Below are 15,125 nucleotides of genomic sequence, written 5' to 3'. Positions count from 1 at the left end.
GCTTGTGTCCTGCACCACAAGTTGCCGCGGGCCCGTCACACCGAAAGCATTGGAGGGTGAGTGACGACGTCGCGTATCTCCGTTTTCCGCACCTCCACAAGGACTTGCTCTGCTTCGCGGCGGAGGACGACCTCTGGGTCGCCCCTCTCGCCCCGCATGGGCAGCGGCCCGGCCGGGCGTGGCGGCTGACTGTCGACCGGACCAGGGTCAGTCATCCGCGCTTCTCGCCCGACGGGGGCCGTATCGCCTACACGACCTGGCGCACGCTCGATCCGGAGATCCACCTCGCCCCCGTCGACGGCGGGCCCGCCCGCAGACTCACCTACTGGGGGTCGACCGACGCCCGGGTCTGCGGCTGGAGCCCCGATCCGGGGGACTCGTCCCAGATCCTCGCCGTGTCCTCGCACAATCAGCCGTTCTCGTACTTCTCATGGGCGTACAGCGTCCCCACCGACGGCAGCCCCGGCGGCAAGCTCCCCTGGGGGCCCGTCTCCGACATCGCGGTCGCCGACATCGACGGCGAGCGCCGCACCCTCCTGCTCACCGGGAAGCCGCCGCACGAGCCGGCGGCCTGGAAGCGGTACCGGGGTGGTGCCACCGGCCGGCTCTGGCTCCACGGCGAGCGGCTGTTGCCGGACATCGGCGGGCACCTGGACGCGCCGATGTTCGTGGGGCGCCGGATCGCCTTCCTCTCCGACCACGAGGGCGTCGGCAATCTGTACTCCTGCCTGATGGACGGCAGCGACCTGCGCCGGCACACGGACCACGACGCGTTCTACGCCCGGCACGCCTCCAGCGACGGCAGCAGGGTCGTCTACCAGTGCGCCGGTGATCTGTGGCTGGTCGAGGATCTGGAGTCGCCGGACGCGGTCCCCAGGAAGCTGGAGGTGCGGCTCGGAGGCCCCCGCACGGGCCGGCGTACGTACCAGGTGCCGGCGTCCAGCCATGTCGACTCGCTGTCCGTCGACGAGACGGGCCGGGCCAGTGCCGTCTCCGTGCGCGGCAGCCTGTACTGGCTCACCCACCGTGACGGCCCCGCCCGTACGATCGCCGACACCCCGGGGGTGAGGGTCCGGCTGCCGGAGATGCTCGGCAGCAGCGGCCAGGTCGCGTACGTCACGGACGCGGAGGGGGAGGACGCGGTCGAGATCGCCTACCTCCCCCGGGCCAGCGGCGACCGCCCGCCCCGCCGGCTGGCCGCCGGGCGGCTGGGCAGGGTCCACGAGCTGATCTCCGACCCGGAGGGCGAACGGCTGGCCATCGCGTCGAACGACGGCCGGCTGCTGCTGCTGGACACGGCGGAGGAGGCGGAGGCCGGGGTCGTCGAAGTCGTCGAGGTCATCGAGGACCTCGAGAGCGGGCGCGTCGAAGGCAGCATCGTGGAGGCCAAAGCCGGGGACACCGGAGCCGCGGACACCAGGGCGGGGGGCTCCGGGGCGGGGGTCACCGAGCTCATCCGGTCCGTGAACGGCCCCGTTCGCGATCTGGCGTTCTCCCCTGACGGACACTGGCTGACCTGGTCGCACCCCGGTGTCGGACGGTCGCTGCGGCAGATCAAGCTCGCCCGGATCACCGGCCCGGACGCCCCGGTGATAGTCGATGTCACCAACGGCCGCTTCGAGGACGAGAACCCCGTCTTCACGGGCGACGGCCGCTATCTCGCCTTCCTCTCCTGGCGCGGATTCGACCCGGTGTACGACGTCCACACCGGCGACCTCTCCTTCCCGCTGGGCTGCCGCCCGTATCTGGTCCCCCTCACCTCGGCCACTCCCTCCCCCTTCGCCCTGCTCCCGGACGGCAGGCCCGCGGCGGGCGGCCTGGACCCGGTGGACATCCCCGAGGGCACGGTCGAGGGGTCGACGGTCATGGTGGAGTTCGAGGGGCTGGAGAACAGGGTGACCCCGTTCCCCGTCTCGGCGTCGAAGTACTCGGGGCTCCAGCCGGTCAGCGGCGGCGGCCTCGTCTGGCTGCGCTGGCCGATCTCCGGCGCGCTGGGCGAGACCTTCGCGAACCCGGCGGACATGTCGGGCCGGCCCACGCTGGAGCACTTCAACATCGCCAAGGCCCGCAAGACCGAACTGGTCGGCCACCTCGACTGGTTCGCGGTCAGCGGGGACGGGACGCGGCTGGTCGTCATGGACGACGGCGAGCTGCGCGCCGTGCCGTCCAACGAACCCGGCGACAACGACACGACGGTCTTCCTCGACCTGCGCCGCATCCTGCACGACGTCGACCCGGCGGCCGAATGGCGCCAGGCGTACGGGGAGGCGGGGCGCATCATCCGGTCCTACTTCTGGGAACCGGACATGTGCGGCATCGACTGGGAGGGCGTACTGGAGCAGTACCGCCCGCTGGTCGAACGGGTCGCCTCCCCCGACGAGTTCGCCGACCTGCTGCGCGAGGTCCTGGGCGAGCTGGGCACCTCCCACGCGTACGTCTCGCCGGCCCGCCGCAACGAGGGGCCCCCGCACTACCAGCGCGCGATCGGGCTGCTGGGCGCCAACCTCGTGTGCCGGGACGGCGACTGGACGGTGCAGCGGGTCCTGCCCGGCGACTCCTCCGACTCCAAGGCCCGCTCACCGCTGGCCGGTACGGGGGTCCGGGAGGGCGCCGTACTCACCCATGTCGACGGCCGGCCGGTCGACCCGGTGGCGGGGCCGTACCCGCTGCTGACGGCTGCGGGCGGCACCACGGTGGAGCTGACGTTCCGCCCGGCCGGGGGCGAGTGCGGCGGCCGGTCGCGTCGTGTCGCGATCGTCCCCCTGGTCGACGAGCGTCCGCTGCGCTACCAGGACTGGGTGGCCAAACGCCGTGAGGTCGTACGGGAGTTGAGCCACGGCAAGTGCGGGTATCTGCACATCCCCGACATGGGCGGCTCCGGCTGGGCCCAGTTCAACCGCGATCTGCGGCTCGAGGTGTCGCGCCCGGCGCTGATCGTGGACGTACGGGGCAACGCGGGCGGCCACATCAGCGAGCTGGTCGTCGAGAAGCTCACCCGCACCATCCTCGGCTGGGACCTGACCCGCAACGCCCAGGCGGTCTCGTACGCGTCCAACGCGCCCCGGGGGCCTGTCGTCGCCCTCGCCGACGAGGCCACCTCCTCCGACGGGGACATGATCACGGCTGCGTTCCGGCTGCTGAATATGGGGCCCGTGGTGGGCCAGCGCACCTGGGGCGGCGTGGTCGGGATGACCGGCCGGCACAAGCTCGGCGACGGGACTGTGATCACGGTGCCGATGAACGCGGCCTGGTTCGACACGTACGGCTGGTCCGTCGAGAACTACGGCGTCGAGCCCGACCTGGAGGCCCTGCGCACCCCGCTGGACTGGGCGGAGGGCCGCCACGCGGTGCTGGACGACGCGGTGAGGGTCGCCCTGGACCTCCTGGCCGCCCACCCGGCATCCACGCCCCCCACCTACGACACGGCCCCGAACCTACGCAGGCCCCCACTCCCCCCGAGGTGACCCCGGGGCGCTCCCGGCCACTTTCCACCCCAGTTGCGCCATAATCCGCCCCGCCAGGCCGCACCCAGCCCCTGCCGAGCCCCTATCCAGCCCCTCTTGCGCTTGAGGAGCGGGGTCCGGGACAGAGCCACGAAAACCAGCACCGCGCTCGCCCGCACGCACCGCACACGCGGAAGGGGCGTACCCGGCACCCGGGTACGCCCCAACAGACCACAGACGCTAGACGCGTCGGCCGTCAGCGCTCAGAACGCTCACGCGTCTGGTCCGCCGCGTCCTGCGCCCGGTCCCGGGCGCCGGGCCGACGGCCCTGCGCCTGCTCCGAGGCACGGTCCTGGCGGCCCGAGGAGCGCTCACGCGCCTCGTCCCGCTTGCCGCCCGCCTTCTGCTGCTTGGCCTGGTCGGCGAGCTCCTGCGCCTTGTCCTTGAACTGGTCTGCGATGCCCATGCTGTTCACTCCTATGTGGGTGCGTGGGGTCGGCCCCGGTGGGGCCTCGATCAGACTTACACACCCGGACATTCACCGCATTTCGATCATCCGCGCTGCACTCGCGCCTTCCGGTCGGCCTCGCCGCCCGCCCCCACGAGCCCCTTGCTGACACCGTCCAGCCGGGACCCGAAGCGCTTCATCTCGCGCTGTCCGACGGTCCCGATCACCGCCGGGAGGTACCCCCGGACCGACTGCATCCCCCGCAGCCACCACTGGGCGTACACATGCGCGGAGCGCCGTTCGATCCCGGCCACGATGCGGTCGACCGCCGGGCCGAGGGGGTACGTGCGGTTCGTCGGCCACGGCAGCCGCTGCCTCAACTCCCGCATGACGTCGTCCTCGTCGGCGCCGCGGACCATGTCCGTGTCGGTCCAGGACAGGTAGCCGACCCCGACCTTCACGCCCCGGTAGCCGACCTCGCCGCGCAGGCAGTGCGCGAACGCCTCCACGCCCGACTTGGACGCGCAGTACGCGCTCATCATCGGCGCCGGGGTGATGGCCGCCAGCGACGCTATCTGGAGGAAGTAGCCACGGCTCTCGATGAGCACCGGCAGGAACGCCCGCGCCGTCACCGCGCCGCCTATCAGGTTCACCTCGATGACCCTTCGCCACGCCTCCGGGTCGGAGCCCACGAAAGGACCTCCGGTGGCGACGCCCGCGTTGGCGACGACGACGTCGATCTTCCCGAAGCGCGCCTTGACCTCGTCGGCGACCCGGCCCATCGCCTCATGGTCGGTGACGTCCGCGTGCCAGTGGTCGCTCGGGGAGTGCAGCCGCTCCGAGACCTTCTTCAGCTCGTCCGGCTCCAGGCCGACGAGCGCCAGCGTGGCGCCACGCGCCGACAGCTTGCGGGCCAGCAGCTCACCCACGCCCCGCGCCGCACCCGTGACGACGACGACCTGTCCTTCGAGACTCCGCCTGCCGCTCATGCGACCTCCTCCTCGCTCACGGCTTCCGCCGTACTGCCCGCACCGTCCACAGTGACGTACGAGGCCACCAGCTCGCGTAGCTTCGCCGTGACCGCCTCGGGCGCCTCCACGGGCGTCATGTGGCCCATGCCCGCCAGTTCGGTGAGCCCGAGGCTCTGCGGCAGCGCGGCCTCGACGGCCCTCGCGTGCACGGACGGCGTAAGCCGGTCCTCCGTGCCCGCGATCACCGCGGTCGGGAGCCGCAGTTCCCGTAGACGCGCCTCGAGGTCGAGCTCCGCGAGCACGTGCCCCCAGGCGACGCGTGCCCCGCGAGGACACGCGTGGACGATCCTGGCACAGGCTTCCACCCGTTCCGGGGCAGAACCACGCCCCATCGTGGCGTACTTGAGGATCGCTTTCGACACCGCGTTGACCGGACCGAGCGGCGCGCGCGCACCGAGGACCGCGGCGGTCAGACGGGTGCGGAGGGCGCCGGCCCGCAGCGGGAGCACCAGCGACTCCGCCGTGAGGCGCGAGCTTCCGGTGCTGCACAGCAGCACGGCCGCCCCGTGCTCCCGTACGGCGGCGCGTCCGGCCGCCGCCATCAGCGTCATCCCGCCCATGGAGTGTCCGCCGAGCACGGCCTTCTGCCCCGGGGCGAGCGTGGCCTTCAGCACCGCCTCCAGGTCGTCGGCCAGCGCCCGCGTGCTGTACCCGCCGGGGCCGGGCTCGGGCGTACGCCCATGGCCCCGCTGGTCGTAGACGACGACCCGGTGGTCCACGGCGAGGTCCCGCACCTGGGCGTCCCAGAAGCGGGTGTTGCAGGTCCAGCCGTGGACCAGGACCACGGCGGGGGCGCCCTCGGGTCCGTGCAGTTCGACGTGGATGCGCGAGCCGTCGGCGGAGACGACGCTCAGTTCGCGTGCGGCCACGGGTATGAGCGGGGTCTCCGCCCGCTGGGTCAGCCTGCTCATCGTGCGGCCTCCTCGGTCACGGCCTGCGCCGCGGAGTGGATGACGGGGGGACGGATGACGTCGTACTCACCCAGGTCGACCGATCGGGTGGCCCGCCGGAATTCGGCCGTGGTGCCCGGCCAGACCGTGGTGTTGCGCCCGTTGGCGTCGAGGTACCAGCTGGTACAGCCGCCGGTGTTCCAGACGGTCCGCTTCATCCGTTCCTGGACCCGGTGGTTCCAGGCGCCCACGGCGGCGGGCCGCGCGTCGAGCGCGACGCGCCCGCCCAGGACGTGCAGCTGGCGCATGAAGTCGGCCATGTAGTTCAGCTGGGACTCGATCATGAGGATCATCGAGGAGTTCCCGAGCCCCGTGTTGGGGCCGATGATCGTCATCCAGTTCGGGAAGCCGGCGGCGGTCGCACCCCGCAGCGCCTGCATCTCGTCCTTCCAGGACTCGGCGAGGGTGATGCCGTCGGCGCCGACGACCCGGGTCGCGATCGGCATGTCCGTCACATGGAAGCCGGTGCCGAGGATGATCACGTCGGCCTCGGTCTCCGTGCCGTCCGACCCGACCAGCGTGGAGCCCCGCACCTCGGAGAGGCCGGAGTCGACCACGTCCACATTCGGCTGTGCGAGCGCCGGGTAGTAGGCGTTGGAGAGCAGGATGCGCTTGCACCCGATGCGGTACGAGGGGGTCAGCTTGGCCCGCAGCGCGGGGTCCTTGATGGCCCGCGCCATGTTCGACCTGGCTATCGTCTCGACCAGCCCGAGCTGGTTCGGGTGCTTGGTGAAGGCGCCCACCTGCAACTCCCGGATGCCCCAGAGGAGGCCGCGCCGCGCGGTGGCCGTGAAGGGCAGCGCCCGGTGCAGCCACTTCTCGGCGCCGCTGATGGCGCGGTCCATGCGGGGCATGACCCAGGGCGGGGTCCGCTGGAAGAGGGTGAGCCGGCCGGCCTTCGGCTGGATCTCCGGGACGATCTGGATCGCGGAGGCACCGGTGCCGACGACGGCGACGCGCTTGCCGCTCAGGTCGTAGTCGTGGTCCCACTGCGCGGAGTGGAAGACCTTGCCGGGGAATGCGGCGAGCCCCGGTATGTCCGGCAGCTTCGGGTCGGAGAGCGGGCCGGTGGCGGACACGACGGCGTCGGCCGTGATCGTGGCGCCGTTCGCCGCCTCGATCACCCAGTGCAGCTCGTCGTTGTCCCAGCGCATGACCGTGACTTCGTGGTTCAGCCTGATGTGGGGGCGCAGCCCGAAGGTGTCGGCCACGTGATCCAGGTAGGCGCGGATGTGCCGCTGCCCGGAGAAGGTGCGCGGCCAGTCGGGGTTGGGCGCGAACGAGAACGAGTACAGATGGGACGGGACGTCGCAGGCGCAGCCCGGGTAGCTGTTGTCCCGCCAGGTGCCGCCGACGGCACCGGCGCGTTCGAGGACCAGGAAGTCGGTGATGCCTTCGCGGCGGAGCCGGACCGCGGCTCCGAGGCCCCCGAATCCGGATCCGATCACCGCCACTCGTACGTGCTCGTGCTGGGCCATGCTGCCGCCTCCCCGCGGTACGTGCACAACTCTGCCAGCAATCACTGGCGCTGTTGGGAGAGTAGGGCAGCTCCGTACCGATGGGTAGGGGGCGTACCAAGGAAAGTTACCGGCGGTACAACATAGGGTGCGGGTGTGGCTGAAGGACGCGAGCACCGTGAGTACCGCATGGAGGAGCTGGCCAAGGAGGCCGGCATCACCGTGCGCACCCTGCGCTTCTACCGGGAGCGCGGCCTGATCCAGCCACCTCGCCGCGAGGGGCGCATCGCCTGGTACGACGACCACCACCTGGCCCGGCTGCGCACCGTCACGGGCCTGCTGGAGCGGGGCCACACCCTCAACGGCATCGCCGACCTCGCCAGCACCTTCGACAGCGGCCGCGATGTCGCCGAGGTGCTGGGCCTGGGCGAGCCGACCGAGGAGACCCCGGTCCGGCTCACGCCCGAGCAGCTCGCCGACTACTTCCAGGACCAGGCGACGGCGGAGAACCTCGCCGCCGCCATGGAGCTGGGCTATCTCGGCATCGACGGCGACGAGATCGTCCACATCAGCCGCCGGCTGCTGGAGGCGTCCTCCGAACTGGTGCGGGCCGGGGTCCCGCTCGACGCGGTGCTCACCGCGGGCCGCCAGGTCCGCGAGCACGCCGACGCCCTCGCCGACCTCTTCGTACGCGTCCTGCGCACCCACACATCACAGACCGAGCCGGAGCAACTGCGTACGCTCGCCCAGGCGGTGGTGGACGCCGAGCTGTCGATGGCCCTGGACCGGCGGCTACGACGCGAGGACGACCAGCACTCGTAGCCGACGGCCGCCGACCCGAGGACGACCAGCACTCGTGGCCGCCGGCGCGAGGACGATCAGCGCTCGTACGTGACCGTCACCGGCGCGTGGTCACTCCACCGCTCTCCGTGCGTGGCGGCGCGCTCCACCCACGCCTTCGCCGCACGCCCGGCGAGGCCGGGGGTGGCCACCTGGTAGTCGATGCGCCAGCCGGCGTCGTTGTCGAACGCCCTTCCTCGATAGGACCACCAGGAGTAGGGCCCCTCCTCCTCCGGGTGCAGCGCTCGGACCACATCGACGTACGTCGCCTCGTCGAACACCCGGGTCAGCCACTCCCGCTCCTCGGGGAGGAAGCCGGAGTTCTTCTTGTTGGCCTTCCAGTTCTTGAGGTCGGCCTCGCGGTGGGCGATGTTCCAGTCGCCGCACACGACCACCTCGCGCCCCTCCGCCGCCGCCCGCACCTTCAGGCCCTGGAGATAGGGGAGAAAGGCCGCCATGAAGCGCTCCTTCTCCTCCTGCCTCTCCGTGCCGACCTCGCCGGACGGCAGGTAGAGGCTGGCGACCGTCACGCCCGGCAGGTCCACCTCGACATAGCGGCCGGAGGTGTCGAATTCCTCACACCCCGGCACGTCGAACCCACCGAACCCGGTCTGGACGCGCTCCGGCGCGTGCCGGGTGTAGACGGCGACCCCCGCGCGCCCCTTGGCTGCGGCCGGGGCGAACACGACGTGCCAGCCCTCGGGCTCACGCACCTCTTCAGGGAGCTGCTGCGCTTCGGCGCGGACTTCCTGGAGGCAGATCACATCGGCCTCGGTCTGCCCCAGCCACTCGACGAAGCCCTTCTTCGCGGCAGCACGGAGCCCGTTCACGTTCACGGTGGTAACAGTCAGCATCCGGGTACAGTACCTACACATAGCGGATGCATACATGTACTATGGCGCGCATGAATATCCACCCTCGGCCTTTCGACCACCCCGACGCCGTGAAACTCAACGACCAGGTGCAGCTCGAATACGCCGAGCGCTACGGCGACGAGGGCGACATCACACCGCTCGACGCCACCATGTTCGATCCGCCTCGCGGACTGTATCTGCTCGCCTACGACGAGCAGAACCGTCCTGTGGCCACCGGCGGCTGGCGAAGCCAGGAGCAGAACGACGAGGGCTACTCCGACGGTGACGCCGAGATCAAGCGGATGTTCGTCATCCCCGAGGGCCGTGGCCGGGGACTCGCGCGCCGTATCCTCGCCGCCCTGGAGGACGACGCCCGCGCGGCCGGCCGCACACGTATGGTCCTGGAGACCGGCGACCAGCAGCCCGAGGCGATCGCGCTGTACACGTCGAGCGGCTACACGCTCTGCGAGAAGTTCGGGCACTACCGCACGTACGACAGCAGCATCTGCATGGCGAAGCCGCTGGGGCTGCCCTCCTAGGGAACCCGCGCCACACCCACGTAGAACCCGCTCCGCTCGTACACCGGCGCGGGCCTCTCCTGGTACCACTCGGGAGCCGTGACCAGCCCCGGCTCGATGAGTTCCAGCCCCTCGAAGAACGGCTCGACCTCCGCGCGGGTACGCATACGCAGCGAGATCTCACCCTTCCTGTACGCGGACTCCGTCTCCTGCTTGAGCTCCGGGTGCTGATCGGCGGTCCCGTGCGACAGAACCAGGTAGCTCCCCGACGGGAGCGCCTCGACCAGCGTGCGGGTGATGCCGTACGGATCCTGCTCGTCGGGCAGGAAGTGCATCAGCGCGATGAGGGACAGCGCGACGGGCTTCGCGAAGTCGAGCGACCGCGCCGCCTGTTCGAGAATCGCCTCCGGCTGCCGCACGTCCCCGTGGATGTAGTCGGTCGCGCCCTCGGGGTGGCTCACCAGCAGCGCTTCCGCGTGACGCAGCACGATGGGGTCGTTGTCCGCGTAGACGACCCTGGAACTCGGGGTGACGGCCTGGACGATCTGATGGAGGTTGGGCGAGGTGGGGATGCCGGTCCCGATGTCCAGGAACTGACCGACGCCCTGCCGGGCCAGCCAGGCGGAGACCCGGTGCATGAACGCCCGGTTACGCGCCGCGTTGGCCCGCGCCTCGGCGGGCAGCTTCTCCGCGACCTCCTGGTCGACCGGGTAGTTGTCCTTCCCGCCGAGCAGCCAGTCGTAGACCCGTGCCGGGTGCGGCTTGCTGGTGTCGATACGGGAGCTGGGTATACCGGCAGTCACAGGACGCCCTCCATACGGAACCACGAACAGGCACCCCCGCCACCTGACCCGCGCAGCTCTCAACAGCGGTCACCGGCAGGGCGGGTGAGCGAGGAAGGCCCAGGCTACCGGCTGGTCGCCAGGCCCGGATCACGCAGTCGGCGTCCACTCCGCGCGCGAACCAGGCCGCGGCCAGGCTCTCCAGGGCTGCGGCGTACCGAGCTTCGGGACTCGGGCCCCGAAGGATCGCGCGCCTCAGCCGCGCCACCGGTCGCGAAGGTGCCAGGCCAGCCGCTCGCCCAGGTGGTGCCGCCACAGCCACCACGGCAGTCGGCGGTGCGGAACGTAAGCCCACAGATCGTCGTCGGCCTCGTTGCCTCGCGGATGGGATCGCAGGAGTTCCAGGCAGCGGCGGTCCACGGTGCGGTGCAGCCGGGCGACGTGGGCCAGGGCGACGCGGCCCTGCTGGCGCAGTCCGGCGTCCGGCGATTCCAGCGCCCTGGCCACCCTGGGCAGGATGGTTTCCGCGTCGGGGTGCTGCAACGCCAGGCCGATCACCGCGACCCCGAGGAACTCCTCGCCCCGCTCGAAGGCCGCGTCGACCTCCTCGGGCCGGTCGGTCCCCAGCAGCGCGGAGACGCTCTGCCAGTTCATGCCCTGCCCGGAAGCGGCACGACCGAGAAGGAACTCCTCCCGCCCGTCAAGGCCCTCCCCGACAGAGCCACCGCCATCCGACTCCCCGAGCGGCCGGACCCGCTCCTCACCGGAACGCGAACGGGCCCAGCTCGCCGCCAGATACGCCCAGACCCGACCGGCGCCCGCATCCTCGCCGGCCAGCCGACGGCACAGCACACCGAGTTCGGGGGCTGCCGGCTCCAGCCCGGCGATGAGGTCGAAGCCCCCTGCGCGCTCACGCAGATCACACCGCCGCAGAAAGGCGAGCCGGACGGCGTCCTCCGCACTCAGCCACCCGGACACATACCCGTGCGCGACCTCCGCCGGCTCCAGAGCGCCGGCGTACCGGACGAACTCTGCGGGGATACGGAAGAGCGCGGCACCGGTTTCGTCGGACACAGCGGCCGACCCTACAGAGCCCCGGCTGCCCACAAGCAGCCGCGGTCCGTCCCGGCGTGGTCCGGCTGCCCGGAAACGCCGCCCGGCCTGCCTCTCTCCTGCGTGATGGCGCCAGAATCGCGGAGACTTGTTATGCGGGGCACCTGAGTACCAGGAGACTCAGCGCGGGTCCGACGCCAACTGATCCCTGCACGGATCATCCGGGCCCCCTCGTCCCGGAGCGGTCGGCTGCCCGGTGCCGGGCAGGCCTCCCCTGAGCTGCGGAGGCACTGATGCCGCCCCCGCCCCTCCTGGGGGAGCCGGCCGTCGCAGACCCATTCGCACGGCCACTTGCCGGCCCGAACGAGCCAGGAAGACGTAGAAGCGGTCAGGAAGGAACGCAGCGTCCGCCACAATCATGGCCCCGGAGAAGAGGGGGAGCCCCATGAGCACCGCGATACCGATGTGCATGCCCAACAGCATCCCGAGAACGGGGTACTTCAGCCTGCCGAAGAGCACGAACGGGAAGGCGACCTGCAGGAGCACCGTGACGTAGCTGGCGATCGCGATCAGGGTCGCGTACTGGTCCACCAGATGCGAGAGCGCCGGCCAGGGCTGGAAGAGTTCGAGGTTCAGAACGTAGTGGAGGGCGGTACCCCCACCCCAGGACGGGCCCTGGACTTTGTACAGGCCGGCTGCTCCGTAGAGGAGACAAACCTGTGCCGCGATGACGAAGAGACCGCAATTGTGGGTAACAGTCGTCAAGGTGCTTCGCGTGTCGATCAGTTGCTGCAGCCAATAGCTCCTCCCTGGTGTCGGCCTCCGGTCCGATCGCACCGCGGCCCGCCGCCTTCTGCGTGCGTCCAAGGACCAGCGTCGACCGCAGGCGGTGAAGACGAGATAGACGGCCATCAGCAGGATCAGGTTGTCGCCCCCGTCCGTCATGAAAATCGCCCTCGCGTGGAACGAGACCACCACCAGGGCGAAGAGGATGGACACCGCGCGGGTCCGCCAGCCCAGCATGAACAGGGCGGACGTGAGGAGAGCCGTCACGTAGCAGAGCTCGAAGTAGGTACGGCCGCCGGACAGAGTCAGGATGCTGTTCCAGCCTGACTGGTCGAAGAGCTGTTCTGCCAACTCTGGTGTCCACGGCGAGCCGGGGCCCCAGATCTCGTCTCGATGCGGAAACTCGCGCAGGAGGAAGACAAGGTACAGCGCCCCGTAACCGATGCGCAGAACCGCGGCCGCGTACAGGGACACAGGCCGATCAGTCACAAGCGCCCAGAACGCACCTGCCCGGTCGGAGAGCCACCGGACCGGTCCGGTGGCCGTCTCCTTCTGCCCGGTCGGCCGTTCCGGGGTCACTGCTGGGGACGGAATCGGGGGGACCTGATCAGTTCCCATGGGGGGCCACCTTCCACCAGGGCAGGAGTCGGTTCTCGACCGGGACGGGCGGGCGGTTGGCAGCCTCTGTGCCGGGCGCGGCGATGGGCAGCGTCATGACTCGAAGCTGGATGAACTCGAACGTGCCGCCGTTGTGGTCCGCGACGCGGGCCGCGGCGATATTGCGCAGGTACTCCTGCATCATCACGGCGCGTTCCGATCGCGCCTCGTCGTCTCCGCCGTGCAGTTCGACGTAGATGGTCCAGGCACGACGCAACAGGTTCTGCGTCGTGTGACTCGGAAACGCGTTGTGCTCGACTGCCGAAGAATCCACGGCAGCCAGGTCGAACCAGTCACTCACCCGGACCGATCCGTCGGAGGCCGTGTGTGAAGTTCGCGCCAGAATCCGCCGGTTGGCGGAGTCGGGATCCGGGGCGAACAGGCGCCAATTCTGCTCGAACAGGGGGTACACCCATGCATTTACCTGAGGGCTGTACCGCTTCGAAATCGGGTTCGCGGGTGCGACATGGAGGAAGACCATGACGACATGGGTCAAGGCTGTTGCCATGCACATGAATACGACGACGGACAAACCCGTGTGCAGCATCCTCGCACTCCGGGCACGGTTGCCCGTGGCGGTCTCTCCGTTGCGGCCGTCGCCGGGCGGGCCAGAATCGGGCCGTCGTGCTTCTTCCGTGTCCATTGCTTGAATTCCGCCCGACACCGCCCACCCACTTTTTCTCATGTCAATCTCGCGTCCATACCATTGGCGGAAATGGCGCTGACGGCCTGCGGCGGAAATTGGGTTCCACCGCATGCCGTCAGGCCGTCATTCCGTCATTTCGTCATTCCCTGAGCGCGCTCGGCGCGTTCCGAGACCTAGCCGGCGTGACCTTCGGGGCCACCCTGCTCGTCAGGCTTGTCCCCGTAGCCGTGGTGCTCTCCGGGCTTTTCGTCAGGACTGTGGCCCGGCTTGCCCTCAGGGCCATGCCCGGGCTTGCCCTCAGGGCCATGCCCGGGCTTGCCCTCGTGCCCCTGGTCCGGCCCGCCGCCGTGGCCAGGCCCTTCGCCGTTGTCCGGCCCGCCGCCGTGGCCAGGCCCTTCGCCGTTGTCCGGCCCGCCGCCGTGGCCAGGCCCTTCACCGTTGCCCGGCCCACCGTGGCCAGGCCCGCCGGGCTGGCCACCGTTACCACCGGTGACGTTCCCTGCCGTATCACCGCCGGTCGTGTTGCCCGCGACGTTCCCGGAGGTATTGCCGGAGATGTTGCCGGACGTACCGCCCGTCACCGTTCCGGCGATCGGCCCGCCGAGGACGCCGCCCCCGGTCGAGACTCCGCCGAGAACCCCGCCGAGCACGCCCCCGATCGCGCCGCCCGTGGTCGGGCCACCGTTCGTCGCTCCGCCAGTGGTCGTGGGCGAGCAGTTGCCCTGGGAGATCCTGTTGTTGTTGAGGGTCACGGAGCCATTACTGGCCAGCGCCCGCCCCTGGATGTTCGTCCCCTGGTCCACAGTGATCGAGGTCCCGGCCATGAGGGTGCCCACGAAGGTGGAGGTGGTACCGAGAGTCGCCGTCACGCCGATCTGCCAGTACACGTTGCACGCCGAAGCGCCGTCCGTGAGGAGGATCCGGCTGTTGGACGCCGTCGTCAGCGACTCAGGAACCTGGAAAACCCATACAGCGCTGGAGTCGCCGTCTGCGTCCAGGATCAGGTCCCCGGTGATTCCGAGACCGACGGAGGCGTGGTGGACCCCCGGAGCCAGCGTTTGCCCTGCGCCGATTCCCGGCGCGAGCGCGAAGTCCGGGGCTTGACCGGCCGCGTTGTTGAATCCTACGAGCAGATCGCTCTTGGCCTGGAGGGCCGGGGCGTCCGCCGGGTGCACGGCACCCTGCACCACGCCGGGCGGGAACCCGGTGATGGCTGGATTCGGGTGCGTTCCGAGGCTCTGGCCGAGCACGGAGTTACCGGTGTTAGTGACTCCCTGACCGGACAGAACAGAATAACTGGCGGCCGTGCCCAGGGGTACGGGCAGCGCGATGGCCGACGCCGGCGTCGGCGTCACGGCGACCATCACAGCGGCAGCCGTTGCGGCGACGGCCGAGGCCAGCGCGCCTGACATAAAGCGACGTCGTGCCGCTAGAGGATACTTCAGCTTCATCGAGAGGCCATTTCCTATGGGAGGGAGCCGTGGCATACCGGGCTCTACCGAATTGCCCGGGAAGCCTTCACGTTGTCGCCGTATATTACGCAGTCACTTGCCCGCTTCAGCGAGGGATGTTCACAGCCACCGGAATGTTGACATGCCGATACAAAGGAAAACCCTTATTACATGCAATTGACTATACGAGTATTCACCCGGATGCGTCG

At 70.1% G+C, this 15,125-nt stretch carries 13 protein-coding genes; 3 read left to right on the top strand and 10 right to left on the bottom strand.

Annotated features, from left to right (window positions below; genetic code table 11):
- Nucleotides 1-56: 56 nt before the first annotated feature.
- Entirely contained in the window at nt 57-3,464 is a 3,408-nt protein-coding gene (locus ACIBCU_RS31560; RefSeq protein ID WP_399235594.1) for a S41 family peptidase, read from the top strand.
- Between the two features lie 235 nt (nt 3,465-3,699).
- Here the strand turns inward: ACIBCU_RS31560 and ACIBCU_RS31555 are convergent, their stop codons facing one another.
- From ACIBCU_RS31555 to ACIBCU_RS31540, 4 genes are all read right to left on the bottom strand, one after another.
- Nucleotides 3,700-3,909, bottom strand: coding sequence for a hypothetical protein (locus ACIBCU_RS31555; protein ID WP_362927869.1), 210 nt, complete (start codon nt 3,907-3,909; stop codon nt 3,700-3,702).
- 86 nt (nt 3,910-3,995) lie between these two features.
- Nucleotides 3,996-4,880, bottom strand: coding sequence for an SDR family oxidoreductase (locus ACIBCU_RS31550; RefSeq protein ID WP_362927870.1), 885 nt, complete (start codon nt 4,878-4,880; stop codon nt 3,996-3,998).
- Entirely contained in the window at nt 4,877-5,833 is a 957-nt protein-coding gene (locus tag ACIBCU_RS31545) for an alpha/beta fold hydrolase (RefSeq protein WP_362927871.1), read from the bottom strand. The genes ACIBCU_RS31550 and ACIBCU_RS31545 overlap by 4 nt, the downstream gene beginning before the upstream one ends.
- Nucleotides 5,830-7,350, bottom strand: coding sequence for a flavin-containing monooxygenase (locus tag ACIBCU_RS31540; protein ID WP_399235591.1), 1,521 nt, complete (start codon nt 7,348-7,350; stop codon nt 5,830-5,832). Before ACIBCU_RS31540 ends, ACIBCU_RS31545 begins: the two co-directional genes overlap by 4 nt.
- A gap of 168 nt (nt 7,351-7,518) precedes the next feature.
- On the opposite strand from ACIBCU_RS31540, the gene ACIBCU_RS31535 reads away from it, so the two are divergent.
- Nucleotides 7,519-8,151, top strand: a complete 633-nt coding sequence (locus tag ACIBCU_RS31535) for a MerR family transcriptional regulator (protein ID WP_362928013.1) — start codon at nt 7,519-7,521, stop codon at nt 8,149-8,151.
- A 56-nt stretch (nt 8,152-8,207) separates the two neighbouring features.
- Here ACIBCU_RS31535 and ACIBCU_RS31530 read toward each other — a convergent pair whose 3' ends face one another.
- The gene (locus ACIBCU_RS31530) at nt 8,208-9,023 is read right to left on the bottom strand and encodes an exodeoxyribonuclease III (protein ID WP_362927873.1); all 816 of its coding nucleotides are present in this window, start codon (nt 9,021-9,023) and stop codon (nt 8,208-8,210) included.
- 50 nt (nt 9,024-9,073) lie between these two features.
- On the opposite strand from ACIBCU_RS31530, the gene ACIBCU_RS31525 reads away from it, so the two are divergent.
- On the top strand, nt 9,074-9,562 hold the full coding sequence (locus ACIBCU_RS31525; RefSeq protein ID WP_362927874.1) for a GNAT family N-acetyltransferase: 489 nt from the start codon (nt 9,074-9,076) through the stop codon (nt 9,560-9,562).
- Here the strand turns inward: ACIBCU_RS31525 and ACIBCU_RS31520 are convergent.
- The 5 genes from ACIBCU_RS31520 to ACIBCU_RS31500 all read right to left on the bottom strand — a co-directional run bounded on the left by ACIBCU_RS31520 (nt 9,559) and on the right by ACIBCU_RS31500 (nt 14,877).
- Nucleotides 9,559-10,344 carry an SAM-dependent methyltransferase gene (locus ACIBCU_RS31520; protein WP_362927875.1) on the bottom strand — a complete coding sequence of 262 codons (786 nt, stop codon included), beginning with the start codon at nt 10,342-10,344 and terminating at the stop codon, nt 9,559-9,561. The genes ACIBCU_RS31525 and ACIBCU_RS31520 overlap by 4 nt on opposite strands.
- Before the next feature lie 234 nt (nt 10,345-10,578).
- Entirely contained in the window at nt 10,579-11,397 is an 819-nt protein-coding gene (locus ACIBCU_RS31515) for a hypothetical protein (RefSeq protein WP_362927876.1), read from the bottom strand.
- A gap of 159 nt (nt 11,398-11,556) precedes the next feature.
- Nucleotides 11,557-12,780, bottom strand: coding sequence for an HTTM domain-containing protein (locus ACIBCU_RS31510; protein ID WP_399235588.1), 1,224 nt, complete (start codon nt 12,778-12,780; stop codon nt 11,557-11,559).
- Nucleotides 12,770-13,462, bottom strand: a complete 693-nt coding sequence (locus ACIBCU_RS31505) for a DUF5819 family protein (protein ID WP_399235586.1) — start codon at nt 13,460-13,462, stop codon at nt 12,770-12,772. The genes ACIBCU_RS31510 and ACIBCU_RS31505 overlap by 11 nt, the downstream gene beginning before the upstream one ends.
- A gap of 176 nt (nt 13,463-13,638) precedes the next feature.
- Nucleotides 13,639-14,877, bottom strand: coding sequence for an ice-binding family protein (locus ACIBCU_RS31500; RefSeq protein WP_399235584.1), 1,239 nt, complete (start codon nt 14,875-14,877; stop codon nt 13,639-13,641).
- Nucleotides 14,878-15,125 lie beyond the last annotated feature (248 nt).

Origin of the sequence: Streptomyces sp. NPDC051064, from assembly GCF_044455985.1 — a bacterium.
Classification (GTDB): Bacteria; Actinomycetota; Actinomycetes; order Streptomycetales; family Streptomycetaceae; genus Streptomyces.
The sequence above is the reverse complement of the archived record's forward strand: the minus strand, read 5'-3'. Positions and strand labels throughout refer to the sequence as shown.